Origin of the sequence: Terrabacter sp. 2YAF2, from assembly GCF_052114705.1 — a bacterium.
Classification (GTDB): domain Bacteria; phylum Actinomycetota; class Actinomycetes; order Actinomycetales; family Dermatophilaceae; genus Terrabacter.
The window spans coordinates 158082-183787 of record NZ_JBFRFG010000006.1; the positions used below are offsets into that span (position 1 = coordinate 158082).

24 protein-coding genes are annotated in these 25706 nt (G+C 70.6%); 15 read left to right on the forward strand and 9 right to left on the reverse strand.

All coding sequences use genetic code 11. The features are described 5' to 3' along the window. Positions 1-24: 24 nt before the first annotated feature. On the forward strand, positions 25-1224 hold the full coding sequence (gene dxr / locus AB4030_RS09525) for a 1-deoxy-D-xylulose-5-phosphate reductoisomerase (protein WP_442278971.1): 1200 nt from the start codon (positions 25-27) through the stop codon (positions 1222-1224). Positions 1225-1291: 67 nt separating this feature from the next. On the opposite strand, the gene AB4030_RS09530 is transcribed toward dxr, so the two are convergent. Beyond that, entirely contained in the window at positions 1292-2209 is a 918-nt protein-coding gene (locus AB4030_RS09530) for a hypothetical protein (protein ID WP_442278972.1), read from the reverse strand. A 175-nt stretch (positions 2210-2384) separates the two neighbouring features. On the opposite strand from AB4030_RS09530, the gene AB4030_RS09535 reads away from it, so the two are divergent. From AB4030_RS09535 to AB4030_RS09555, 5 genes are all read left to right on the forward strand, one after another. Beyond that, positions 2385-3731, forward strand: coding sequence for a M50 family metallopeptidase (locus tag AB4030_RS09535; RefSeq protein WP_442278973.1), 1347 nt, complete (start codon positions 2385-2387; stop codon positions 3729-3731). 60 nt (positions 3732-3791) lie between these two features. Further along, the gene (ispG, locus tag AB4030_RS09540) at positions 3792-4952 is read left to right on the forward strand and encodes a flavodoxin-dependent (E)-4-hydroxy-3-methylbut-2-enyl-diphosphate synthase (protein WP_442278974.1); all 1161 of its coding nucleotides are present in this window, start codon (positions 3792-3794) and stop codon (positions 4950-4952) included. A gap of 1 nt (position 4953) precedes the next feature. Further along, entirely contained in the window at positions 4954-5631 is a 678-nt protein-coding gene (locus AB4030_RS09545; protein WP_442278975.1) for a uridine kinase, read from the forward strand. Positions 5632-5744: 113 nt separating this feature from the next. Next, on the forward strand, positions 5745-6611 hold the full coding sequence (locus AB4030_RS09550) for a GNAT family N-acetyltransferase (RefSeq protein ID WP_442278976.1): 867 nt from the start codon (positions 5745-5747) through the stop codon (positions 6609-6611). Positions 6612-6635: 24 nt separating this feature from the next. Beyond that, positions 6636-7046 carry a DoxX family protein gene (locus AB4030_RS09555; RefSeq protein ID WP_442278977.1) on the forward strand — a complete coding sequence of 137 codons (411 nt, stop codon included), beginning with the start codon at positions 6636-6638 and terminating at the stop codon, positions 7044-7046. A gap of 4 nt (positions 7047-7050) precedes the next feature. On the opposite strand, the gene AB4030_RS09560 is transcribed toward AB4030_RS09555, so the two are convergent. The 5 genes from AB4030_RS09560 to mmsA form a co-directional block, all read right to left on the reverse strand. After that, positions 7051-7899, reverse strand: coding sequence for a GNAT family N-acetyltransferase (locus AB4030_RS09560; RefSeq protein ID WP_442278978.1), 849 nt, complete (start codon positions 7897-7899; stop codon positions 7051-7053). A 63-nt stretch (positions 7900-7962) separates the two neighbouring features. Further along, positions 7963-8766, reverse strand: coding sequence for a methyltransferase domain-containing protein (locus tag AB4030_RS09565; protein WP_442278979.1), 804 nt, complete (start codon positions 8764-8766; stop codon positions 7963-7965). Positions 8767-8920: 154 nt separating this feature from the next. After that, on the reverse strand, positions 8921-10024 hold the full coding sequence (locus AB4030_RS09570; protein ID WP_442278980.1) for a substrate-binding domain-containing protein: 1104 nt from the start codon (positions 10022-10024) through the stop codon (positions 8921-8923). 118 nt (positions 10025-10142) lie between these two features. Continuing rightward, on the reverse strand, positions 10143-11444 hold the full coding sequence (gene mmsB / locus AB4030_RS09575) for a multiple monosaccharide ABC transporter permease (protein ID WP_442278981.1): 1302 nt from the start codon (positions 11442-11444) through the stop codon (positions 10143-10145). A 53-nt stretch (positions 11445-11497) separates the two neighbouring features. Continuing rightward, a complete protein-coding gene (gene mmsA / locus AB4030_RS09580; RefSeq protein ID WP_442279114.1) occupies positions 11498-13045 on the reverse strand; it encodes a multiple monosaccharide ABC transporter ATP-binding protein in 1548 nt (515 codons plus the stop codon). A gap of 420 nt (positions 13046-13465) precedes the next feature. Between mmsA and AB4030_RS09585 the strand changes: the two genes are divergently transcribed. From AB4030_RS09585 to AB4030_RS09615, 7 genes are all read left to right on the forward strand, one after another. After that, positions 13466-15232 (forward strand): proline--tRNA ligase, encoded by a 1767-nt coding sequence (locus AB4030_RS09585; protein ID WP_442278982.1) that lies wholly within the window; start codon positions 13466-13468, stop codon positions 15230-15232. After that, positions 15229-16026, forward strand: a complete 798-nt coding sequence (locus AB4030_RS09590) for an HAD family hydrolase (RefSeq protein ID WP_442278983.1) — start codon at positions 15229-15231, stop codon at positions 16024-16026. The genes AB4030_RS09585 and AB4030_RS09590 overlap by 4 nt, the downstream gene beginning before the upstream one ends. Beyond that, positions 16023-16805: a TSUP family transporter gene (locus tag AB4030_RS09595; protein ID WP_442278984.1), complete on the forward strand. Its 783-nt coding sequence runs from the start codon at positions 16023-16025 to the stop codon at positions 16803-16805. Before AB4030_RS09590 ends, AB4030_RS09595 begins: the two co-directional genes overlap by 4 nt. A gap of 122 nt (positions 16806-16927) precedes the next feature. Beyond that, positions 16928-18349, forward strand: a complete 1422-nt coding sequence (locus tag AB4030_RS09600) for a ferredoxin reductase family protein (protein ID WP_442278985.1) — start codon at positions 16928-16930, stop codon at positions 18347-18349. A gap of 60 nt (positions 18350-18409) precedes the next feature. Next, positions 18410-18997 (forward strand): FMN-binding protein, encoded by a 588-nt coding sequence (locus AB4030_RS09605; RefSeq protein WP_442278986.1) that lies wholly within the window; start codon positions 18410-18412, stop codon positions 18995-18997. Between the two features lie 35 nt (positions 18998-19032). Then, entirely contained in the window at positions 19033-19824 is a 792-nt protein-coding gene (locus tag AB4030_RS09610) for an FAD:protein FMN transferase (protein WP_442278987.1), read from the forward strand. 366 nt (positions 19825-20190) lie between these two features. Then, the gene (locus AB4030_RS09615) at positions 20191-20604 is read left to right on the forward strand and encodes a hypothetical protein (protein WP_442278988.1); all 414 of its coding nucleotides are present in this window, start codon (positions 20191-20193) and stop codon (positions 20602-20604) included. A gap of 29 nt (positions 20605-20633) precedes the next feature. Here AB4030_RS09615 and AB4030_RS09620 read toward each other — a convergent pair whose 3' ends face one another. Further along, on the reverse strand, positions 20634-21455 hold the full coding sequence (locus AB4030_RS09620) for a response regulator transcription factor (RefSeq protein WP_442278989.1): 822 nt from the start codon (positions 21453-21455) through the stop codon (positions 20634-20636). 85 nt (positions 21456-21540) lie between these two features. Beyond that, on the reverse strand, positions 21541-23511 hold the full coding sequence (locus AB4030_RS09625; RefSeq protein WP_442278990.1) for a thioredoxin domain-containing protein: 1971 nt from the start codon (positions 23509-23511) through the stop codon (positions 21541-21543). A 90-nt stretch (positions 23512-23601) separates the two neighbouring features. Between AB4030_RS09625 and AB4030_RS09630 the strand changes: the two genes are divergently transcribed. Together AB4030_RS09630 and AB4030_RS09635 are read left to right on the forward strand one after the other, a co-directional pair. Beyond that, complete coding sequence (locus AB4030_RS09630) at positions 23602-24096, forward strand: hypothetical protein (RefSeq protein ID WP_442278991.1); 495 nt, start codon at positions 23602-23604, stop codon at positions 24094-24096. Beyond that, positions 24038-24223, forward strand: a complete 186-nt coding sequence (locus AB4030_RS09635) for a hypothetical protein (protein WP_442278992.1) — start codon at positions 24038-24040, stop codon at positions 24221-24223. Before AB4030_RS09630 ends, AB4030_RS09635 begins: the two co-directional genes overlap by 59 nt. Before the next feature lie 8 nt (positions 24224-24231). On the opposite strand, the gene AB4030_RS09640 is transcribed toward AB4030_RS09635, so the two are convergent. Next, positions 24232-25620, reverse strand: coding sequence for an MATE family efflux transporter (locus AB4030_RS09640; RefSeq protein WP_442278993.1), 1389 nt, complete (start codon positions 25618-25620; stop codon positions 24232-24234). Between the last annotated feature and the right edge of the window lie 86 nt (positions 25621-25706).

Sequence of the window (25706 nt, forward strand, 5' to 3'; positions counted from 1 at the left end):
CGGAGGCTGCGCGAGAATGCCGGGGTGACTGACACCCCGACGCGCCTTCGCCGTATCGTCCTGCTCGGCTCGACCGGCTCGATCGGGACGCAGGCCCTCGACCTCGTCCACCGCAACCGTGACCGCTTCGAGGTCGTCGGTCTGTCGGCCGGCGCCAACGTCCAGCTCGTCGCCGAGCAGGCCGTGGCGCTGCGGGTGCCCGTCGTCGCGGTGGCGAGCGGGACGCAGGAGGACCTGGCGCGAGCGGTCGCGGCCGCGGCAGACGCGGCGGGCGTGACGGCATACGACCCCGAGCTGCTCGTCGGCCCCGGCGCGAGCACGACCCTCGCAGCGCGCGAGTCGGACGTCGTCGTCAACGGCATCACCGGCGCCATCGGCCTCGAGCCGACGCTCGCCGCGCTGCGCGCCGGCACCGCGCTGGCGCTCGCCAACAAGGAGTCGCTCATCATCGGCGGCCCGCTCGTCAAGGCGATCGCGGCGCCCGGCCAGATCGTGCCCGTCGACAGCGAGCACTCGGCGATCGCCCAGTGCCTGCGCGGCGGTCGCGCGGCGGAGGTGCGCCGCCTGGTCGTCACCGCGAGCGGTGGTCCGTTCCGGGGACGCTCACGCGCCGAGCTGGCCGACGTGACGCCCGAGCAGGCCCTCGCGCACCCGAACTTCGCGATGGGCCGCGTCATCACGACGAACTCGGCCACCCTCGTCAACAAGGGGCTCGAGGTCATCGAGGCGCACCTGCTCTTCGACATCCCCTTCGAGCGCATCGACGTCGTCGTGCACCCGCAGCAGATGATCCACTCGATGGTCGAGTTCGTCGACGGCTCGACCATCGCCCAGGCCGGTCCGCCGCGGATGCTCGTGCCGATCGCGCTGGGGATGAGCTGGCCCGAGCGGCTCGCCGACGCGGACGTGCCGGTCGACTGGACCCGGGCGCAGTCGTGGGACTTCGAGCCGCTCGACGACGAGGCCTTCCCGGCGGTCGCACTGGCCCGCCGGGTGGGCGAGGCGGGTGGCACGTGGCCGGCCGTCTACAACGCCGCCAACGAGGTTGCGGTCGATGCGTTCCACGACGGCCGCATCGGCTTCGTCGACATCGTCGACACCGTCGCCGAGGTCGTGAAGGCGTATGCCGCCGAGCCGGCCTCGCACGTCACCGACCTCACGCTCGACGACGTCCTCGCGGCCGACACCTGGGCTCGGCGGGCTGCCGCCGCGCGCACCTCCTGACGGTTCGATGTATTTCCGAGGCCCAGGGGCCTCGGAAATACATCGAACCGGCGGTCCGGAGAGCCGCTCACGCGGCGCGACGGTGGACGAGACCGCGCTCGACCTGGTCGAGGAAGCGGTCGGTCTCGAGGCGGAGGCCGATGATGTCGATCCGCAGCACACGGTCGCCCGAGAGAGTGACGTCGTTCTGCCTCAGGTTGTCGAAGGTCACGGCGATGCCCCAGCGGTGCTGGGCCCCGTCGATCTCGACCACGAGGTCGTAGCCGTCCCAGGCGACATCGAGGTAGATGCGGCCCCCCGGCGTCTGGCGCACGACCTGGCGCGACGGCTCCGGGAGGCCGCGAGATCGACATAGCCGGGCGAAGTCGAGCTCTCCGAGGCTTTGCACACCGAAGGCGATGTCACGCACGACCGCCCTGACGAAGGCGCGGCGGGTGCGGCCGCGGACGACGCGTTGCGCGGCGGCGAGCCGAGCAGGAGTCGTCAGCCTCTGCTGCACGGTCATGAGGAGAACCAGGGCAGCCTGTCGGTCCGACCTCGCCCAGTGAGCGGCCCGGACCGCCGCCACCTCGGAGGAGGTCCGATGCAGGCCGCCAGGGGTGAGCTCGCCGGACACCCGGCGGATGACCTTGTGCACCGTGACCCCTGGGAGCCGATCGGCGTTGTGGTTGTGGACGGCCGACACGTGGATGTCGTCGTCCTCGAAGCCGGCGAGTCCGGCGTGCTGCAGCGCCGTCACGCCGTCGACCGCGGCGATGGTGGTGCCCGTCTCGAAGACGGCGGTCCATCGCCGAGCCACGACGCCGAGCGGGCCGTTGTGCACGGCCACCGTCTGGCGCCCGTGCAGACGCCACCGTCCGCCTTCGACCTCGCAGCGGACGTCGTGTCGAGTGACCCCGGCCGCCGCGAGCATTGCCCTCGAGACGACTCCGTCCGCGGGCTCGGCGAGCTCGAGGGCCAGGCGGCGACGTGCGATTCTCTCCACCAGCCCACCATGCGGGTGGTCACTGCGGCGAGTGGCGGGGTCGTGCCCGGCGGTGGACAACCGAGGCCTGTGGCCAAGGGCTGTGGATCCACCCCGTTCGATGTATCTGCGCGGCACAGGGGCCGCATAGATACATCGAATCGGCTTCACAGGGACGGGGTGTGACAATGAACGGGTGCTGTTCTTCCTAGGGGTCCTGGTCGTCGTCGCCGGCGTGGCGCTCAGCATCGCCCTCCACGAGATCGGCCACCTCGTGCCGGCCAAGAAGTTCGGGGTCAAGGTGACCCAGTACATGGTCGGCTTCGGGCCCACGGTCTGGTCACGCCGGCGCGGTGAGACCGAGTACGGCATCAAGGCGATCCCGCTCGGGGGCTACGTCCGCATGATCGGGATGCTCCCGCCGCGCCCCGGTGACAAGCCCGGCGAGCTGCGCACCCTCTCGACCGGCCGGTTCAGCCAGATGGTCGACCAGGCCCGCGCCGACTCCATGGAGGAGGTCCAGCCCGGCGACGAGGACCGCGTCTTCTACAAGCTGCATCCTGCGAAGAAGGTCGTCATCATGCTCGGCGGCCCGGTCATGAACCTCGTCATCGCAGCGGTGCTCCTGACCGGCGTCATCACCATCTACGGTCTGCCGCAGGTCGCCCCCAAGGTCGGGCTCCTGTCGTCCTGCGTGCCGACGGCAGCGCCCACCCTCCAGGTGCCGCAGCCGCAGTGCAAGCCCAGGGACCCCGTCGCACCGGCCAAGGCGGCGGGACTGCAGGAACGCGACCGCATCGTCTCCGTCGACGGCCGCCCCGTGACCTCGTGGGACCAGGTCACCGCCGCGATCCGCGACAGCAAGGGCAAGACGATGGCGTGGGTCGTCCAGCGTGGTGACCAGCAGGTGCGGATCTCGATCACGCCGGCCGTCATCGAACGCGCCACCTACGACGACCAGGGCAACCCGATCGCCAAGGACGGCAAGCTCGTCCTGGCGTCGATGGGTTTCGCCGGCCTCACGCCCGGCCAGGAGCTCGTCCGGACCCCGATCATCCAGGCGCCCAAGTTCGTCTGGGACCGCCTCGTCGACACGGCATCGATCATCGTCAAGATCCCGCAGAAGATGGCCGGCGTCGTGCAGGCCGCCTTCGGGTCCGAGGCGCGCGACCCCAACGGCCCCATCTCCGTCGTCGGCGTCGGCCGCATCGGCGGTGAGGTCGCCGCGCTCGACATCCCGGCCGACGAGGGTGGCAACTGGGTGAAGCTCGCGCAGCTGATCCTGCTCATCGCCTCGCTCAACCTCGCCCTCTTCGTCTTCAACCTCGTGCCGCTGCTCCCGCTCGACGGCGGGCACGTGGCGGGGGCGATCTGGGAGTCGATCAAGAAGGGCTGGGCACGCCTGCGCCACCGCCCCGACCCCGGCTTCGTCGACGTCGCCAAGGGCCTGCCGATCGCCTACGGCATGAGCCTCGTGCTCATCACCATGTCGGTGCTGCTCATCTACGCCGACATCGTCAAGCCGATCAGGCTCTTCGGCTGACGCGGAAGCTTCCCGGGGGTGCTCGGGGGCGGAGCCCCCGAGGGCGGTCATAATGGCGGGATGAGCGTCTCCCTCGGTATGCCGCCCCTGCCCCCGCCGGTCCTCGCGCCCCGTCGCCAGACCCGTCAGATCCACGTGGGCAAGGTCGGCGTTGGCAGCGACTTCCCGGTCTCGGTCCAGTCGATGACGACGACCCCGACGACCGACATCAACGCGACCCTCCAGCAGATCGCCGAGCTCACGGCCAGCGGCTGCGACATCGTGCGCGTCGCCTGCCCGAGCCAGGACGACGCCGACGCGCTGCCCGCGATCGCGCGGAAGAGCCAGATCCCGGTCATCGCCGACATCCACTTCCAGCCGAAGTACGTCTACGCCGCCATCGAGGCCGGCTGCGCAGCGGTGCGCGTCAACCCCGGCAACATCCGCCAGTTCGACGACCAGGTCAAGCAGATCGCGCGCGAGGCCAAGGACGCCGGCGTCTCCATCCGCATCGGCGTCAACGCCGGCAGCCTCGACAAGCGGATCATGGAGAAGTACGGCAAGGCGACCCCCGAGGCGCTCGTCGAGTCGGCCGTCTGGGAGGCGAGCCTCTTCGAGGAGCACGACTTCCACGACTTCAAGATCTCGGTCAAGCACAACGACCCCGTCGTCATGGTGCGCGCCTACGAGCTGCTCGCCGAGCGCGGCGACTGGCCCCTGCACCTCGGTGTGACCGAGGCCGGCCCCGCCTTCCAGGGCACCATCAAGTCGGCGACGGCCTTCGGCGCGCTGCTCTCGCGCGGCATCGGCGACACGATCCGCGTCTCCCTCTCGGCCCCGCCGGTCGAGGAGGTCAAGGTCGGCATCCAGATCCTGCAGAGCCTCAACCTGCGCCCGCGCAAGCTCGAGATCGTCTCGTGCCCGTCGTGCGGCCGCGCCCAGGTCGACGTCTACACGCTCGCCGACCAGGTCACCGCCGGACTCGAGGGCATGACCGTGCCGCTGCGAGTCGCCGTCATGGGCTGCGTCGTCAACGGTCCCGGCGAGGCCCGCGAGGCCGACCTCGGCGTCGCCTCGGGCAACGGCAAGGGCCAGATCTTCGTCAAGGGCGAGGTCATCAAGACCGTGCCCGAGGCGCAGATCGTCGAGACCCTCATCGAGGAGGCCATGCGCCTCGCCGAGGAGATGGGCGAGCCGGTCGACGACGAGTCGGCCGGGGCCCCCAGCGTCAGCGTCAGCTGACGTGCGGACCCCCGTCCCCGCGACGGTGAGGTATGCCGTCCTGCGGTGCCTCGCGGACCGCGTCCTCGCGCTCCGGCCGGGTGAGCGCGTCGCCGTGGCCGTCGACGGCTTCGACGGCGCCGGCAAGACCGTGCTGGCCGACCAGCTCGCCGAGGTGATCGGCGCCGTGGCCGGCTCGCGCGACGTCGTGCGCGTCTCGATCGACGGGTTCCACCGGCCGAAGGCCGAGCGCATCGCCCGCGGCCGTGGACCCGAGACCTTCTACGAGGACTCCTACGACTACGCCGCGTTCCGCCGGGCGGTCGTCGACCCGTTCCGACGAGGCGAGCCCGTGACGCCTGCCGTCAACGACGTGGATGCCGATCTGCCGGTGCACCCGGCCCCGGTCGCCGTCGCGGCGGACACGGTGCTGCTCGTGGACGGGATCTTCCTGCAGCGACCCGAGCTCGCCGACGTGTGGGACGCGACGGTGTGGCTCGACGTGCCCTTCGAGGTGTCGGTGCCCCGAGGCAACGAGCGCTTCCCCGGCGACCACGACCCGCATCCCGAGGCGGAGGCGAACCGCCGCTACGTCGACGGCCAGCGGCTCTACCTCGCCGCTGCCGACCCGCGAGCCCGAGCCACTTGGGTCCTCGACAACACCGACCTCGACCGGCCGGTCCTGCACCCCACCAGCTGACTCGATCGACAGAGCAGTTCATCCAACGCGAGCCGCTGGCTCGATCGGGCGAGGGGCGGTCCCCGGGCGGGCTGTGACGCGTTCGTGGGGCGCGCCGGGGTGACACCCGGGCCGTGGGCAGGCAGTCTGGGGAGGTGCTCCGCCAACGCCTTCCCGTGCGGCCCCTGTCCGGGGCCGACCACGACGCTGCCCTCGAGGTGTGCGCGCGTGACCGCGTGGCCAATGCCTTCGTGGCGGCGCGCATCGTCGAGGGCTCGCTCCGCAGCTCTCCCGGGTCACTCCTGGGCCATTGGAGCGACGGTGAGCTGCGTGGTCTCGTGTGGGTCAGCGCCAACGTCGTGCCGGTCGAGCTCGACCAGGACGGCGTGGCGGCTGTGGCGGCGCGGATCATCCGGATGCGCCGCCAGTGCGCCTCGATCTTCGGCCCGAGCGGGCAGGTCATCGGCCTGTGGGACCGCCTCGGCCCCACGTGGGGTCCTGTCCGTGCCATCCGCGCGCACCAGCCGCTGTTGACCACCCGCGACATGCCGTCGAGCCTCGGCCTCCCGCTCGATCCCGACGTGCGCCCCGCGCGCCTCGACGAGGTCGACCTCGTGCTGCCCGCCGCCGCCAGCATGTTCACCGAGGAGATCGGCTACCCGCCGTACTTCGGCTCCGACCGCAGCTATCGGGCGAGCATCGCCGCGCTCATCCGGGCGGGCCACACGTTCGTCAGGGTCGAGGACGGCGAGGTCGTCTTCAAGGCCGACGTCGGCTCGCTCGCCCTCGGCTGCGCCCAGGTGCAGGGGGTGTGGCTGCACCCACGCCTGCGGGGACGGGGCCTCTCGGTGCCGGCCATGGCGAGCGTCGTCGAGCAGGTGCTGTCGAGCATGGCCGACGAGGTCTCGCTCTACGTCAACGACTTCAACGCCGCGGCGCGCGCCACCTACGCCCGCTGCGGCTTCCACGAGGTCGGGGCCTTCACCACGGTCCTGCTCTAGCGCCGACGCCCCTAGGGTGAGGTCATGAAGACCGCGACGAACGCACCGCTCGGCAGGGACGCCATCGCCCTGGCCGGCCTCTTCCTCACGTCGGGGACGATGCACTTCGTCAAGCCCGCGCCGTTCGAGGCGATGGTGCCGAAGCAGCTGCCGTCGCGCAGGACGCTGGTATATGCGTCGGGCGCACTCGAGATCGCCTGTGCCGTGGGGCTCTTCCTTCCACGCACCCGGCGTGTGGCGGGTCTGGCCTCGGCTGCCCTGCTCGTCGCCGTCTTCCCGGCGAACGTCACGATGACGGGCCAGGCGAAGCGTCGGTTCGACCGCGACCCGGAGGATCCGAAGAGGCAGGGTTATCTCGCGGCGACCGTCGCGCGGTTGCCGCTGCAGTGGCCGATGATCCGCACGGCGCTGCGTGCCGGCGGCGTCCTGCGCTGAGACGTCAGGCGTCGAACCTGATGCTGATGCTGTCACCGATGCGGCGGTATCCCATCGCCTGGTAGATGGCGTTGGACGTCGGGTTGGCCAGGTCGGTGTAGAGCATGCACGCCTCACCCGCGTCGAGGCGCGCGGTGCTGAGCGCCGCGACGACCCCGCTCGCGTAGCCGTGTCCGCGCAGGTCCGGTGGGGTCCACACGCCGGAGATGCGTGTGACACCTCCGTTCGCAGGGGAGGCGTACGCCATCGACACCGGTCGGCCGTCGTCCTCCCAGAGTCCGACCCGACCGTCGGCGAGGTGCTGTGTCAGGGGTGACGCGGCACGCCCGCCGCCCTCGATGGCGTCCACGAACTGCTGGTGCCAGCGATGGACGAGCGGTGCGTCCGCGTCGGTGGCGGCCCGGAAGGAGCCGCTGACCTCGAAGGCCAGGCGTGGTCTCGTCGGCAGGTCGAAGCGCCCCACCTCCATGGAGACCGTCGACGTCGCGCCCGTGAGTGCGGCCCACTCGTCCGCGAAGGCCTCGGCCGCTGTTCGCTGCCCGCCCACACCGGGGAGGCTGCCGCCCGCATCGGCGAGCAGCGCGGCGAGGTCACGCGCCTGGTCAGCGGTGGCCAGCGCGATGTGCAGCGGGTGGGGCGGCGTGTGCATGAAGGCGGCGACGACCTCACCCGACGCGTCCGCGTCCGTCCACCAGCGCGGCTCGACGTAGCGGCTGGGATCGGTGACGAGGGCCTGCGTCACGCTCGCGATGACGCTGAGCGCCTCCGGCTCACGCTCCACGAGGGTCGCGAAGCGCGCCTGCGCCTCGGCGGGGTCGGCGACCAGGGTGAAGGTGCATGAGGTTCGCGGCATGGGGCCACTCTGGCAAAACCGCAGCGCACCTCGCGAACCGTTTCCCGGCCCGAGGCCGCGGAGTCAGACGTGGGCGATCACCTCGGCGTGGGTCATCGCGAACCACGCGTCGGGGTGCGTCGACCACGCCTGCCAGTCAGCGCTGATGGCCGCCAGGTCGTCGGGCGTCACGAGCCCGCGCTCGAGCGCCTGCGTCGCGAAGGTCGACTCGAGCGCGCGGCGGGCCCAGGTGCCACCCCACCACGCGCACTGCTCCGGCGTCGCATAGGTCCACAGCGAGGCGGACGGCTCGAGTCGGGTCAGCCCCGCGGAGTGTGACCAGGCGACGAGGTGGCGCCCTGCATCGGGCTCGGCATGGTTGAGGCGAGCGAGGCGTCGGTAGACCCCGAGCCACCGGGTCATCCCCTCGGACGCCGGGTGCCACACCATCGACGCGTAGTCGACGTCGCGCATGGCTACCAGACCACCGGGACGTGCCACGCGCGCCATCTCGCGAAGGGCGCCGACGGGGTCGGTGAGGTGCTGGAGCACCTGGTGGGCGTGGACGACGTCGAAGGAGGCGTCGGCATACGGAAGGTCCCTGACGTCGGCCAGGTCGAACTGCGTGCGCGCGTCACCGCGTGCGGCCGCGTTGCGGCGCGCGTGCTCGAGCGGGCCCTCGACGTTCTCGATGCCCGTGACGGCGCCCGTCGGCGCGACCGCCTCTGCGAGGTCGAGGGTGACGGTGCCGGGCCCGCAGCCCACGTCGAGGACGCGCATCCCGTCTCGCAGCCGGGGGAGCAGGTAGGCGGCCGAGTCCGCCGCAGTTCGCGCGCCGTGCGCCGAGAGGACGCTCGCGTGGTGCCCGTGGAGGTAGACGTCCGCCATGGCGCGACGCTACGCCCTCGGCACTCGGTGGGGGCGGCTGTCCGGGTCCGCGAGGTCGACGCGAGGTCGACGCGGGGACGGACGTGGGGACGACGAAGGCCCGCCCCGGACGGGGCGGGCCTTCACCGTGGTGCGGTGACCGTGCTGTGTCAGCTCACTTGGTGAGTGGGGCCAGCGTCGGGTCGTTCGCGTAGGCCTCGGCCGCGTTCTCCTTGGTCACGATGACCGGCGGGAGGAGGTTGGCCGGGACGACCTTGACACCGTTGTTGTAGGACTTGGTGTCGTTGACGGTCGGCTTCTGCCCCTTCTGCAGGGCGGAGACCATGGCGATGGTCTCCTTGACGAGGTTGCGCGTGTCCTTGTTGATCGTGGAGTACTGCTCACCCGCCATGATCGACTTGACCGACTCGACCTCGGAGTCCTGACCGGTGACGATCGGCGTCGGCTTGCCGGCCGCCTTCACCGACGTGAGGATCGCGCGGGCCAGCGTGTCGTTGGGCGACAGCACGCCGTCGAGGGGAGCGCTCGTGTAGCTCGCCGCGAGAAGCGTGTCCATGCGCTTCTGCGCGTTCTCGGCCTTCCAGCCCTGCGTGACGACCTGGTTGAAGTCCTTCTGGCCGGAGACGACCTTCAGGGTGCCGTCGTCGATCTTCGGCTTGAGCACCTTCATGGCGCCGTCGAAGAACACCTGGGCGTTCGCGTCGTCGGGCGAGCCGGCGAAGAGCTCGATGTTGTACGGGCCGTTGGGCTTCTTCTTGGCCATGCCGTCGAGCAGGGCCTGGCCCTGCAGCTCGCCGACCTTGAAGTTGTCGTAGGCCACGTAGTAGTCGACGGCGGGCGTGTTCTTCACGAGGCGGTCGTAGGCGATGACCGTGGCGCCGGCGTCCTTCGCGGCCTTGAGCTGGGACCCCAGCTGCGAGCCGTCGATGGCACCGACGACGATGACCTTGGCGCCCTTGGTGACCATCGCCGAGATCTGGTTCTGCTGCTCCGACACGCCACCGTTGGCGAACTGCACGTCGCCCTGGAAGCCGGCCGCGGACAGGCCGTCCTTGAACAGCTGCTCGGCGAGCACCCAGTTCTCCGACGTCTTCTGCGGCAGCGCGACGCCGATGACCGCGTTGGCGGGGAAGCCCGCGGCAGCGGATCCTCCGTTGGACGCGCCCGGCGTCGTGCCGGTGTCGCTGTTCCGACCGCAACCGGTCAGAACAAGGGCGGCCACAGCCGTGACGCCCAGCACCTTGGTGAAGGTACGCATGTGCTCTCTTTCCTCTCATCGCGTCCAAGCGGAGCGCGGATCCTGCTCGGTCTCGGGCGGCGCCCTGACCGGGTTTGTGGGGTGGTCCGTGGGGTGATGGTGCGGCCGAGCCGTCCGCTCAGCTGGACTGGCGGATGGTCTCGGAGACCGGACTGGTCTCCGTGGCCGCGGAGGGTGGCGGCAGCGGCGAGGAGTCTTCGTCGTCGCCGCCGGACCGTCGGAAGCTCGTGGTCAGCAAGCCGAGGATCGACACGCGGCCCGCCGACTTGTTGTAGACGTCGAAGGCGACGGCGACGAGCAGCACGAGGCCCTTGATCATCTGGGTTGCGTCGGCGCCGATGCCCTTGAGCTGCAACCCGTTGTTGAGCACGGCCATGACGAGGCCTCCGACGATCGAGCCGACCACGGTGCCGACACCGCCGGTGACGGCGGCGCCACCGATGAAGACGGCCGCGATGGCGTCGAGCTCCCAACCGACGCCGTCAGACGGGCCCGAGGCGGTCGAGCGTGCGACGAAGATCATGCCGGCGAGGGCCGCCAGGATCGACATGTTCATCATGACGAGGAAGCTGACCTTCTTGCTCTTCACGCCGGAGAGCTCGGCCGCGTGGCGGTTGCCGCCGACGGCGTAGATGTGCCGGCCGATGACGGTGCGGTTGGAGATGAAGCCGTAGAGCAGCACGAGCACTGCGAGGATGATCCCGGAGATGGGGAACGACGTGCCCGCACGACCCGAGCCGAAGAGCAGGGTCGCACCGATGATGGCGGCGCAGATGAGCCCGAGGCGCACCCACATGATCCACGCGTCCTCGACCTCGGCGCCGAGCTTGACGAGGGCGCGACGGCTGCGCACGGCACCGACGACGATGCCCACGGCGAGCACCACCCCGATGAGCACGGTCAGGTTGTTGTAGCCGGTGTTGGGTCCGACCTCGGGGAGGTAGCCGGCGCCCATGACCTGGAAGTCGTCCGGGACCGGCACCGAGTTGGACTTGCCGACGTACTGGTTGGCGCCGCGGAAGAGGAGCATCCCCGACAGCGTGACGATGAAGGCGGGGATGCCGACGTAGGCCGTCCACATCCCGTGCCACGCCCCGACGAGCGCGCCGAGGGCCAGCCCGAACAGGATGCCCATCCACCAGCTGAGTCCCCAGTCACGCATCGCGATGGCGACGCAGATGCCGACGAACGCCGCGACGGAGCCGACGGAGAGGTCGATGTGACCGGCGATGATGACGAGCACCATGCCGATGGCGAGCACGAGGATGTAGGAGTTCTGCTGGAAGATGTTGATGACGTTGTCCGGTGTGAGCGTCAGCCCGCCGGTCCAGATCTGGAAGAAGATGATCAGCGCCACGAGGGCGAAGATCATGCCGAGCTGACGGGTGTCGCCACCGAAGATCTTCTTGACCTTGTCCATGGGTGCAGTCCTGGCTGTGTCGAAGGTGGATGGGGGAGGTGTCGGGGCGCCGCTCACGCGCTCTCGCGCGTGGGCGTGGTCTCCTGGGAGCCGCCATGGGTGCGGCGGGTCATGAGGCGCATCAGCGACTCCTGGTCCGCCTCCTCGCGGGAGAGCACACCCGTGACCGCGCCCTCGGCGATCGTGTAGATCCGGTCGGACAGGCCGATCAGCTCGGGGAGCTCGGACGAGACGAGGATGACGCCCTTGCCCTCCGAGGCCATGCGCTGGATGATCCCGTAGATCTCGAACTTGGCGCCGACGTCGATGCCGCGCGTCGGCTCGTCGAGGATGAGCAGGTCGGGCTCGGTGAAGAGCCACTTCGCGAGCACGACCTTCTGCTGGTTGCCGCCGGAGAGCTTTGCGACCCCTTCGTCCACGGTGGGAGCCTTGGTGCGCAGCGACTTGCGGTAGGCCTCGGCGTAGTTGTACTCCTCGCGCTCGTCGACGACGAAGCCGCGCGTGATGCGCTGGAGACGGGCCGAGACCGTGGTGCGCTTGATGTCGTCGAGGAGGTTGAGACCCAGGGTCTTGCGGTCCTCCGTGACGTAGGCGAGGCCGGCGTCGATGGCGTCGGAGACGGACCGCAGCCGAACCTGCTTGCCGTCCTTGACGATCGTGCCCTCGACGTACGTGCCGTAGGAGCGGCCAAAGAGGCTGCGCATCAGCTCGGTGCGCCCGGCGCCCATGAGACCGGCGAAGCCGACGATCTCGCCACGACGGACGAAGAAGTCGCTGTGCTTGGCCACGAGGCGGTCCGGGACGCTCGGGTGGCGCACCGTCCAGTTCTTCACCTCGAAGAAGACCTCACCGATCTCGGGGGTGTGGTCGGGGAAGCGCGACTCGAGGTCCCGACCGACCATCCCGCGGATGATGCGGTTCTCGTCGACGCCGTCCTCCTTGACGCGCAGCGTCTCGATCGACTTGCCGTCGCGGATGATGGTGATGGAGTCGGCGATCTGCTCGATCTCGTTGAGCTTGTGGCTGATCATGATGCAGGTCACGCCCTTGGAGCGCAGACCGGCGATGAGGTCGAGCAGGTGCTGGGAGTCACCCTCGTTGAGGGCGGCGGTCGGCTCGTCGAGGATGAGCAGCTTGACGTCCTTGGACAGCGCCTTGGCGATCTCGACGAGCTGCTGCTTGCCGACGCCGATGTCGCGGATCTTCGTGTCGGGCCCCTCGTCGAGGCCCACGCGAGCGAGCAGCTCGCGCGCCTTGGCCCGAGTGGCGAGCCAGTCGATCACGCCGCCCTTGGCCGCCTCGTTGCCGAGGAAGATGTTCTCGGCGATCGACATCTCCGGGATGAGCGCGAGCTCCTGGTGGATGATGACGATGCCGGCGTGCTCGCTGTCGCGGATGTTGTTGAACTCGCAGAGCCGGCCCTCGAAGTGGATCTCACCGTCGTAGGAGCCCGCCGGGTGGACGCCCGAGAGCACCTTCATCAAGGTGGACTTGCCGGCGCCGTTCTCCCCGCAGATGGCGTGGACCTCTCCGCGGCGCACTGCCATCGACACGTTCGAGAGCGCCTTGACGCCCGGGAACTCCTTGGTGATGTCGCGCATCTCGAGGATGACGCTGCCGGGCGGGGCGGCGGGGTCGGCCGCTGCGCCCGTCGCGTCGGCGCTCGATGATCCAGGAGCCGGGATGGAGGGGGTGCTCATCTGGTCGTCAACACTCCTTTGTGGTTTTCGTCAGGCGCACGCGCCTGTCCCGATTGTTCCGTACGGTTCGTGCTCACGTGGCGGAACACCGCGGCGTGTGGTCACAAGGACGTCACGATCTCCGGACACGCTCTGGGTGGCGTCCGGCAGGGTCACTGAACCCCCGACCGGTTCGTCGGTCAAGTGCGTGACCGCATCCTGTCCGGTCCGGACAGGATGCGGACAAGCCGGGCGCGGACGGCTCACCCCCAGCGGCCGATATCCTGCCAAGGTTCCGCATCCAAGTACTGAGCCCGCACGAGGAGACCCGTGGTCCTGCACATGTCGTCCCTGTTCCTGCGAACCCTTCGCGAGGACCCGGCGGACGCAGAGGTCCCGAGCCACCGCCTCCTCGTCCGCGCCGGCTACGTCCGCCGCGTGAGCCCGGGTGTCTACACGTGGCTGCCGCTCGGCCTGCGTGTCCTGCGCAACGTCGAGAGGATCGTCCGCGAGGAGATGGACGCCATCGGCGCCCAGGAGCTGCTCTTCCCGGCGCTGCTGCCCAAGGAGCCCTTCGAGGCGAGTGGCCGCTGGACCGAGTACGGCGACAACATCTTCCGACTCCAGGACCGCAAGGGCGCCGACCACCTGCTCGGCCCGACCCACGAGGAGATGTTCACCCTCACGGTCAAGGACCTCTACAGCTCCTACAAGGACCTGCCGCTCTCGATCTACCAGATCCAGACGAAGTACCGCGACGAGGCGCGCCCCCGTGCGGGCGTGCTGCGCGGCCGTGAGTTCGTCATGAAGGACAGCTACTCCTTCGACATCGACGCTGCCGGGCTCGACAAGAGCTACCAGCTGCACCGCGAGGCCTACGTCCGCATCTTCGACCGGCTCGGCTTCCACTACGTCATCGTCGAGGCGATGGCCGGCGCCATGGGCGGGAGCAAGAGCGAGGAGTTCCTCGCCACGGCCGAGGTCGGCGAGGACACCTACGTCCACTGCACGAGCTGCGGGTATGCCGCCAACGTCGAGGCCGTACGCGTGCCCGCGCCCGACGCCGTCGGCTGGGACGGCGTCCCTGTGGCGCACGCCGAGGACACCCCCGACACCCCGACGATCGAGACGCTCGTCGCCCACCTCAACGAGCGCTTCCCGCGCGAGGACCGTCCGTGGGCGGCCGGCGACACGCTCAAGAACGTCGTCGTGACCCTGGTGAACCCCGACGGCACGCGCGAGCCGCTCGCCATCGGCGTGCCCGGGGACCGCGAGGTCGACGAGAAGCGGCTCGGCGCACAGGTCGAGCCGGCCGAGGTCGAGGCGTTCACCGAGGCCGACTTCGCCGCCAACCAGGCCCTCGTCAAGGGCTACATCGGCCCCGGCGCACTCGGGCTGGAGGGCACGAGCGGCATCCGCTACCTGCTCGACCCCCGTGTTGCGGAGGGCACCCGGTGGGTGACCGGTGCCGATGTCGCCGGGCAGCACGTCATCGACCTCGTCGCGGGCCGCGACTTCACGGCCGACGGCACCATCGAGGCCGCCGAGGTGCGGGCGGGTGACCCCTGCCCGAACTGCGACCACACGCTCTCGACGGCGCGCGGCATCGAGATGGGCCACGTCTTCCAGCTCGGCACGAAGTACGCGGAGGCGCTCGACCTCAAGGTGCTCGACCAGAACGGCAAGCTCGTCACGGTCGTCATGGGGTCCTACGGCGTCGGTGTCTCGCGGGCGGTGGCCTGCGTCGTCGAGGGCAACCACGACGAGTCCGGCATCATCTGGCCGCGCGAGCTCGCGCCCGCCGACGTCCACATCGTCGCCGCGGGCAAGGACGAGGCGCTCTTCGTCAAGGCCGAGGAGATCGCCCGTGAGCTCGAGGTGCAGGGGCTCACCGTCATCGTCGACGACCGCAAGGGCGTCAGCCCCGGCGTCAAGTTCAAGGACTCCGAGCTCATCGGCGTCCCGACGATCCTCGTCATCGGTCGCGGCCTGGCCGACGGCAAGGTCGAGATCAAGGACCGCCGGACCGGCGAGCGCCGCGAGGTCGCCGTCGACGACGCCGTCGCGGCGCTCACCGCCGAGGTCACTGCCGAGGTCGAGCGCTCGTGACCGCACCGGAGCGACCCGTCCAGGCGGTGATCTTCGACTGGGGCGGCACCCTGACCCCGTGGCACGAGGTCGACGTGCCGCAGCAGTGGCGCGTCTACGCGCGCACCGTGCACGGGCTGGCCGTCGATGACCCGAACATGCCCCTGGACGAGCTGGCCGAGGCCGACTCGCTCGCCCTGCGCATCCACGAGGCGGAGGACCGGGCGTGGCGCCGGGGCCGCGAGAGCCACCAGAGCGCCTCGCTCGCCGCCATCCTGGCCGAGGCGGGCGTCGACCCCGAGCACGACCGGCATCACCTGGCGCTCGCGGCATACCAACGCTTCTGGGAGCCCCACACCCACACCGACCCACAGGTGCGTCCACTCTGGGAGACCCTGCAGCGCATGGACATTCGGGTCGGAGTGCTGTCCAACACGATCTGGAGCCGCGCCTACCACCGTGAGGTGTTCGCGCGCGACGGGGTCCTGGACCTGCTCGACGCCGACGTCTACTCGTCCGAGATCCACGTCGTCAAGCCGCACCCGGACGCCTTCCGCGCGGCCTGCGACGCCGTGGGTGTGGCGCCCGAGCGCAGTGTCTATGTCGGCGACCGCCTCTTCGAGGACATCCACGGTCCGCACCAGGTCGGCATGCGCGCCGTCCTCGTGCCGCACTCCGACATCCCGGCTGGTCAGCGCATGCCCGTCGAGGCCGCGCCGGACGCGGTCGCCCACGAGCTGCTCGACGTCGTGGACATCGTCGCCCGGTGGAACGAGGGCACCGACGACTCCGAGCCGTACGGCGCCGGGGCGTGAGCGACCCGACCCTGACCACCCTCGCCTTCCTCGCAGTGGCAGCGTTCGTCGCCGGCTGGATCGACGCCGTCGTCGGCGGGGGAGGCCTGGTCCAGCTGCCGGCGCTGCTGGTCGGGCTGCCGGGGGCGTCGCCGGCGCAGCTGCTCGCGACGAACAAGTTCGGCTCGATCTTCGGCACCGCCACGAGCTCGGTGACCTTCTACCGACGCGTGCGCCCCGACCTGCGCACGGCCCTGCCGATGGCGGCCGTCGCCTACGTCGGGTCGATCGGGGGAGCCCTCATCGGGCTGCACATCCCCAAGTCGGCGTTCAACCCGATCATCCTCGTGCTGCTCGTGCTCGTCGGGAGCTACACGCTCTTCAAGCCCGACCTCGGCAAGGAATCCATCCGGCGGTTCCACGGCGCTCGGCACACGGTGCTCGCGATGCTGACCGGCTTCGTCATCGGCGGCTACGACGGCGCGCTCGGCCCCGGCACGGGCAGCTTCCTCGTCTTCGCCCTCGTCGGCCTGCTCGGCTACAACTTCCTCCAGGCGAGCGCCAAGGCCAAGATCGCGAACTTCGCGACGAACCTCGGCGCTCTCACGGTCTTCCTGCCCATGGGTCTCGTCCTCTTCAAGGTCGGGCTCGTCATCGCATCGGCCAACCTGCTCGGGGGCTACGCGGGCGCCCGGACCGCCGTGGCGAAGGGGAGCGGCTTCGTGCGTGCGGTGTTCGTGGCGATCGTCAGTGCATTCATCCTCAAGATCGGCGGCAGCCTCCTCGGCTGGTGGCCGTGACCCGATCGGTCGAGGGGCCGCTCACCGTCGCCCTGGTCGGGCGCACGGGGCGCCGAGCGCTCACACCAGTGCCATCCCCGTGACACAGCACACACACAGGGTCACGGCCCAACCTGAGTGCCATGACCTCACTCGCCCTCCCCGAGAGCCGTGATCTCTCGGTGCCGGCCTCGTCGCAGCAACACGCCGTCGCCCCGACGCCCCGGTGGTGGAGGGACGCCTCCGCCGTCTTCGCCTGGGGCGCCACGCTGTTCGTCGTCGCCCTCTGGGTCGCTGGTGGTGGCCTGACCGCCTTCGGCTCGCTCGGCGAGGGAGTCACGAACGTCGGCCGCCTCACGGGCCTGGTCGCCTCGGTGCTCATGCTCCTGCAGGTCCTGCTCATGGCGCGCGTCCCGTTCGTCGAGCAGGCCTGGGGTCAGGACGAGCTCGCTCGGGTGCACCGGCTCGTCGGATTCACGTCGTTCAACCTCATGGTCGCCCACATCGTCCTCACGACCGTCGGCTACAGCGCCGGCACCGACCTCGGCGTCATCGCCACCTTCGTCGACCAGGTGCTGCACTCTCCGGGCATGCTCCTCGCCCTCGCGGGGGCCGTCGCGCTCGTCATGGTGGTCGTCACCTCGGTGAAGAAGGCGCGTTCGAAGCTGCGCTACGAGTCGTGGCACCTGTTGCACCTCTACGCCTACCTCGGCGCCGGCCTCGCGCTGCCGCACCAGCTCTGGACCGGTCAGGACTTCAAGGCGAACCTTGCCGCCACTGTCTTCTGGTGGGGCCTCTATGCCCTTGCGCTCGTCGCGGTCCTCGTCTACCGGGTCGCTCTGCCGCTCATCCGCTCGAGCCGCCACCGGCTGGTCGTCTCCGAGGTCGTCGCCGAGTCGCCGAGCGTGACGTCGGTGGTCATGACGGGGCGCCGCCTCGACCGGCTGCCGGTCCGCGCCGGTCAGTTCTTCCAGTGGCGCTTCCTCGACGGGCCGGGCTGGACGCGCGGCAACCCGTACTCCCTCTCGGCGGCCCCCGACGGCCGCTCGCTCCGGATCACGGCCGAGGGGGTGGGGGCCTCGAGCGCGCGCCTCGCGACGCTCCGTCCCGGCACCAAGGTCCTCGTCGAGGGGCCGTACGGCCGGTTGCACGCAGGGGTCCGCACCAGCGACAAGGCGGTGCTCATCGGTGCCGGCATCGGCATCACGCCGCTCCGCGCCATCCTCGAGGAGCTGCCCGCCTCACCCGACGGCGTCGTCGTCATCTACCGGGTCGGCCGCCAGTCCGACATCGTCCTCGCCGACGAGCTGTTGGATCTCGCTCGCGCCAAGGGTGGCCGTGTCGTCGCCGTCGTCGGCCACCGCAACCGCGAGCGCGTCAGCTGGCTGCCCGTCGAGTCGCGGCACGTCACCGACGTCGAGGCGTTGAGGCGGATCGTCCCCGACATCGCCGAGCGCGACGTCTACGTCTGCGGCAACCCTGCCTGGATGGACACCGTCATCGCCGCAGCCCACGAGGCAGGTGTGCCGCACGGCGCCGTCCATTCCGAACGTTTCTCCTACTGACTCCGCGCGGCCTGCGCGCACGCCCGCACCGCCCTTCTCACCGACCGGAATCGAGCCACCATGCGACGCATCGTCATCTGGGCCATGAGCACCCTGACCGTGCTCGTCCTCCTCTTCAGCTACAACACGTCCCGCAGCTCGTCCGCCATCGTGGCGGCCGAGACCCGGACGGTGACAGCGACCAGCAAGACCTCAGGCAGCACGGGTTCCGCGTCGGGATCGTCCTCCGCCTCCGCAACCGACTCCTCGGGCCAGCAGCCCAACCCGGCCGCCACCACCGACTCGGGGACCACCTCGAAGACCACCGCGGGCGGCTCCTCGGGGTCCTCCGGATCGTCCGGTTCGGCAGGTTCGTCCAACACGTCGTCGGCAGCGACCACCTATGCCGGTGACGCCGTCATGACCCGCTACGGCAACGTCCAGGTCCAGATCACGGTCAAGGACGGCAAGATCACCGCAGCCGACGTGCTGCAGGTCCCGTGGAACGACCGTCGCGACCAGATGATCAACTCGTCAGCCGTCCCGGTCTACAACCAGGAGGCCGTCAGCGCGCAGTCGGCGCAGATCGACGTCGTGTCCGGGGCCACGTACACGTGGGACGGCTACACGCAGTCCCTGCAGTCCGCCATCGACCAGGCCCACCTGTGAGGCACCCTGGAGAACCGGCGACCAAGGAGCGAACCGTGAGCCGACCCGCCACCCCGGCCGACCAGCCCGAGGCCACACCTGCTCCGGCCCGGCGCGCGTGGGTCGAGCAGATCATGGGGATGCCGATCTCCATCCACCTGCGCGGCGAGGACGTCGACCGGTTCGAGGCTCAGGAGGCCGTGGCCGACGCCTTCCGGATCCTTCGCGAGATGGACTCGATCTTCTCGACCTACCGGCACGACTCGGATCTCATGCGGTTGCGGCGCGAAGAGGTCCAGCTGTCGCAGTGCAGCCCCCTCGTGGACCAGGCGCTGCGCATCGGACAGGAGGCTGAGGTCCTCACCCGCGGGGCCTTCACGACCCTCCTGCCGACGGGAGACGGCGACCTCGCCTTCGACCCGACCGGCCTCGTCAAGGGGTGGGCGGTCGACCGTGCCTCGGTGCCGTTGCTGGCGCTCGAACGGATCTCCTTCTGCATCAACGCCGGTGGTGACATCCTCATCGGTGCGCACCCGGCCATGCCTGCAGCCGGCGCAGACGCGATCGTGTGGCGCGTCGGCATCGAGGACCCGCTCGACCGGCAACGGGTGGCCCGCACCCTGACGCTGGTGCGCGGGGCTGTGGCGACGTCCGGGACGGCTGCCCGGGGCGCGCACCTCTACGACCCGCAGTCGCGAGAGCTCGTCGGCCGCACGGGGTCCGTGACCGTGACCGGACCGACCCTGCTGTGGGCGGACATCTGGGCGACGGCACTCTTCGTCGGTACGGACCGCACGAGGCAGGCCTTCGCCGCGAGTGCGCCCGACTACGTGGCGACAGCTCTCTGACCGGCCTTGCGGCTTTCTTGCGGAAACCAAGCGCGGCACGGCCTTCGGCCCTTGCAGTTGGCGCGGCAGAGTCGTCCTCACCAGCAGGACCGGTCGGGGGACCGGCTGCTGACACAGAGACCTTCGGGCGAGTGCCCGCCGACCGGGGAGAGGACGCCATGACCACCAGCACCAGCACTGACCCTGCAGTGACGGTGCGCGGTCGCGGTGCCCTGTCCGGTCGGCGGGTCAACTCGAGGACTCAGGTGGGGGTAGGGAGCCGGAACGGGGCGGGCCGCCTGGTGGGAGGCCGGTCCGCCCCGATCCAGTCCCGTCGTTCCCGGGCCCGTGTCAGCCCGCAGGCGCCGTGCGTCGTCGGCAGCTGTTGTGGCTGCTGAGCAGGTCGTGGGTCCGGTCTTCCCCGGGCTCACGGTCGAGGAGCTCGACCCCACCGCGCTGAGGCGGCTCGCCTGCGAGCTCGAGAGCGACGCTCTCGCCCGATCCATCGCGCAGACCTACCTGCGGATGCTCGACGCCCGGCTCACGCGCGCCGCCGACGCCCTCGAGTGCTGCGACGAGGTCGCGGCCATGGACGTCCTGCTCAGCCTTCGCGTCTCGTCGGCCACCGTCGGTCTCGTCCGGCTCGAGTCGGCCGTGCGCTGGGTCATCGACGCGGTGCGTCGCGGCGAGCCGGAGGTGGCTCGCGAGCGTGGCTCGTCCATGCTGGGTCTCGCGACGGGTGCGCGTCACGCGCTCCGGTCGCACCTCGAGCACACCGTCCCCGCGGCAGCCCCGGTCTGAAGGGTCTGCGCACCGGGAGGGGCCCGGGCTCAGAACCCGTCGGGCTCTTCCATCCGGTAGCCCACGCCTCGAACGGTGCGGATCGGGGCTCGCATGCCGTCGGGCCCGAGACGGCTCAGCTTGCGACGGAGGTTGCCGACGTGCACCTCGACGAGGTGCTCCTCCGACCATCCCGGTCCCCAGAGGCTGTCGAGCAGCACCGCACGGGACCACACCCGGCGCGGCGCGCCGAGCAGGGTCGTGAGCAGGTCGAACTCGGTGCGGGTGAGGTCAGCCTCCCGGCCGTCGACCGTGACGACGCGACCGTCCGGGTCGACCGCGATACGGCCGTGGCGCACGAGCGCGTGCCCCTCCTCGGCCGGCGGTGCCTCTGCCGTCGCGACCGATCCGGGTGATGTGGGCTGCGAGCCCTGGGCGGCGACACCACCGTGAGCGCTCGACCCGTTGGAGGCCGTCGGGGCGCCGTTGGAGACCGGAGTCCGCGGACGTCGGAACATCGCGTTGACCCGAGCCTGCAGCTCGCGCGGGCTGAACGGCTTGGTGAGGTAGTCGTCGGCGCCGATCTCCAGCCCCATGAGGCGGTCGATCTCGTCGGTGCGCGCGCTGATCATGACGACGTAGGCCTGGCTCACGTCTCGCACCCGACGGCACACCTCGATCCCGTCGAGGTCCGGCAGGCCGAGGTCGAGCGTGACGAGGTCCGGGGCGGTCGCGACGACGAGATCGAGACCGGCCTGGCCCGACGCTGCGGTCGACACCGCGAAGCCCTGCATCGTCAGGCTGTGGGTGATGAGTTCGCGGATGTCGTCGTCGTCCTCGACGACGACTGCGGTGCGTGCTGAGCCCATCATGAGTTGATTCTTGCAGAATGCGTGGGTTTGGCCCGTCAGTTCCGGTTATTGGGCGGTTCGCGGGCCAGGAGGGCGAGGACGCCCGTCACCGCAGCTGCTCGACCAGGGCCGACGGGTCGGCGGTCGGCAGCTCGCAGACCATCCCCCGGCAGACGTAGGCCGCAGGCTTGCCGTCCACGAGCGGGCGTCCGGCGAGCAGTGGGATTCCCGGTGCGTCCGGCTCTCCGTGGACGACGACGAGTCCGGGACTGGGGGAGCGCCGGGCCGTCTGCGCGAGCTCCCGGGCGGCCGGACCCGACCCGACGACCGCGACCTGGAGCGGACCGGCGACGAGTGCTTCGGCGACGGCGAGCGACCACCCCCCGAAGCGCGGCTCGCGGACGGCCAGTCCGAGGCCTGCGGCTGTGGCGCGGGCGCCGGCGTCCAGTGCTCCTGCCTCGCCCGTCACCGCGCCGAGCGTCACTAGGGCTGCTGCGAGAGCGGACTGCCCGGCCGGCTCCGCGTTGTCGGCGGCGCTGCGCGGGCGCAGGTAGAGCGGCTCTGCATGTTCGGCAGTGTCGTGGAACCCGCCGTCCTCGGCCGCGAAGTCGCGGGCAGCGCGCAGGATGTCGCGGGCCGCGTCGAGCCAGCGCCGCTCCCCGGTGGCCTGGTGCAGCACGAGGAGTCCCTCGGCGAGGTTGCCGTGGTCGTCGGCGACGGCCCGAGCCGTGCCGACCTCTCCGAGGCGCGAAGCCCGTCGCAGCTCGCCGTCGACGACGTGGACGTCGAGGACGTGGGCGGCACACCGCTCGGCCGCCGCGACCCACTCCGGCCGGTCGAACGTGGCGCCGGCGCCCGACAGTGCGGCGACGGCGAGACCGTTCCACGACGTGACCACCTTGTCGTCCCGGCCGGGCTGCGGTCGCTGCGCACGAGCGACGAGGAGGCGCCGGCGGACGTCGTCCAACCACGCGCGGTCGGAGGGTTCGACGGGAAGCTGCAGCGTCGACGCGCCGTGCTCGAAGGTCCCGGTCTCCGTGACGCCGAGCACCTCCGCCGCAGCGGAGCCCTCGTCGTCGCCGAGGACCTCTCGAAGCTGCTCGCGCGTCCACGCGTACGTCAGCCCCTCGACGCCATCGGCGTCGGCGTCGAGGGACGACGCGAAACCGCCGCGTTCGGTGCCGAGGTCGCGCAGCAGGAAGGCCGCCGTCTCGTGGGCGATGCGTGCGGCGAGCGGGTCGCGAGTGACCTTCCACCACGTCGTGTAGGCGCGCAGGAGCAGGGCGTTGTCGTAGAGCATCTTCTCGAAGTGCGGCACGACCCAGCCGGCGTCGACGGCGTAGCGGGCGAAGCCACCGGCGAGCTGGTCGTACATGCCGCTGCGGGCCATCGCCTCGAGAGTGCGGGAGGCCATGTCGAGGGCGGAGGGGTCACCGGTACGGGCATGGTGACGCAGCAGGAACTCGAGCACCATCGACGGCGGGAACTTCGGCGCACCCCCGAAACCGCCTGCGACACGGTCGAACTGGCGCGCCAGCAGGCCAACCGCACTGTCGAGAGCGTCGGGCTCGACGGCATACGGCGTCGGCGCCTGGAGTGCGTCGGCGAGGCTCGTCGCGACGTGCGCACCGGACGCACGGACCTCGTCCTCGCGGGTGCGCCAGGCCTCGTCGAGCGCGGCCAGGACGCGCAGGAAGTGGTCGCGAGGGAAGTACGTGCCGCAGAAGAACGGCTCGCCGTCAGGGGTGAGGAAGACCGTCATCGGCCAACCGCCGTGGCCGGTCGTCGCGGTCACGGCCGACATGTAGGCGGCGTCGATGTCGGGACGCTCCTCGCGGTCGACCTTGACCGAGACGAAACGGTCGTTGAGCACGGCGGCGACGGTCTCGTCCTCGAACGACTCGTGCGCCATGACGTGGCACCAGTGGCACGCTGCGTAACCGACCGAGAGCAGCACCGGAACGTTGCGGCGACGAGCCTCGGCGAAGGCCTCCTCGCCCCACTCCTGCCAGTGGACCGGGTTGTCGCGGTGCTGCAGCAGGTACGGGCTCGTGGCGGATCGCAGTCGGTTGGACATGCCCCCACTCTCGCGCACTCGCGCCGGAGTGCTGGGTCTGCTCGGTCACACCCGCCCGTGCTCGATACCCCCCGGGGTTATCGTCGAGCCATGGCCAGGTGTCGTCGCCGCAGTGCTCGTCTCCGGCTCGGAGTCACGGTCGCAGCCGTCGGTGCGCTGCTCGCCGCCTGCTCCAGCGGCACGGTGACGACGACCCCGATGGGCGGCTCGGGCGGGGTCATGGGAGGCCTGCGGGTCGCGTCGACACCGGGTGTCGGCATGGCGGCGCCCCTGTCCTGCCACGCCCCGACCGACCTCCCCGGGAAGCGGGTGACCGTGCGTCTGGTCGACATGGGGATGTCGCGGATGATGGGAGGCGTCGCTCCGATGGGCGCTCCGATGCTCCTCACCGTCGATCCCGCGACCCTGCCCACCGGTCAGGTCGGCCTCGTCGTCGAGAACACCGGCTGGCGCACCCACGAGGTCGTCATCCTCCCGCTGGCGCCTGGAGTGGCCGCCGGGCAACGGGTGCCCGTCGGACGGCACGGTGGACGAGACGGGGAGCCTGGGCGAGGCGTCCGGCACGTGCGCCGCGGGCGCGGGTGACGGCATCGCCTCGGGCGCCGTCGGCTGGGTCACCCTGACCCTGGCGCCGGGCCACTACGAGCTCGTGTGCAACCTGCAGAACCACTACGCGAACGGGATGCGCCAGGAGCTCGTGGTGACCGGCTGAGGCCGCGCTCAGGCAGCCGCGCCGACGAGCCGGTTCCACCGAACGCGCTTGGCCCGCCAGGAGAAGATCGCCAGCTTGGCCAGCTCCTCGAGGATGCGTGCGACGAAGATGCCGACGTAACCGAGTGGGGTGTGCAGCCCGAGGAGCACGGCGAGCGGCAACCCGATCGCGAAGGCGCCGACCACGTCGCCCATGATGACGCCGCGGACGTCGTTGGCGCTGGGCAGGACGCCGGCGCCGACGATCATGTTGCGCACCTTGACCACCTGGAAGGCGGCGTTGATGAGGATGCCGACGCCCGCCATGGTCCGCACGTCGCGACCGGCCTCGCCGAACAGCACGTCGAGGAGCAGGACCGAGGCGGCGAAGAGCACCCCGAAGACCGCGGCCGTCCCGATCCCGGCACGCATGAGCCGCCGCACCCAGGCCATCGCGTCGTCGACGTCGCCGCGACCGACCGAGCGGCCGACGAGAGTCGTCGTCGCGCTCATCAGACCGATGCTGCCGACGATGAAGACGCCCTCGAGGGTCGTGACGATCTGGGCCGCCGCGAGGGCCTCGTCGCCGAGCTTCTGGAAGACGACGTTGTACAGGAACGTCCCGACGGTCCAGAACAGCTCGGTGACGCCGAGGGGCACGGCCAGCACGAAGAGCGGCACGACGACGGCCCGCCACTGCCGCACGCTGTCGGGCAGGCTCCAGCCGACGACGCCCCGCCGGCCGTAGGCCATCCACAGCAGGATGAGCGCCTTGGCGACCGCGGTGACGAGGGTGGCCCAGCCGGCGCCGGCGACGCCGAGCGACGGCAGCGGCCCGAGCCCGACGACGAGGGAGTAGGCGATCGCCGAGTTCGCGACGACGGTCACCATCGTCGCGATCATCGGGCTGGTGGGCTGACCGGCCGAGCGCAGCACGCCCGACAGGATCGCGCTGATCATGACGGGCAGCGTCGCCAGCACGGTGAGGCGCAGGTAGTCGGTCCCTGCCGCCGCGACCGAGGGGGAGGCCCCGACCAGCGACATGAGGTGGTCGGCGAAGAGCCACGGCACGACCGAGACGACGATCCCGAGGCCCACGGCGACGAGCAGCGCTGCCGTGACGGTGTGGTCGAGGTCGCCGCGCCGACCGGCGCCGTGGGCGCGGGCCACGAGGATGCTCACCGAGGTGCCGAGACACCCCAGGGTCACCGCGAGGATGAAGGTGAGGCTGTTGGAGAAGCCCACCGCGGCGATCGCGGTGGCACCCAGGCTGCCGACGACGATCTGGTTGACGAAGTTCAGCACGAGCATCAGGACGAACTCCATGCTCACCGGCACGGCGATGCGCGCGATCTCGCGGGCCGGCGTCGGCGGCGCCGACCGACGGTCGCGGGAGATGGGCATGGCAAGGGGAGGCATGCGAGTGCCTTTCGACAACGAGGTGGGGGAGCCCGACAAGGTTAAGGGTTCAAGCACCCGCGGTCGAAACGATTTGATCCGGGGTG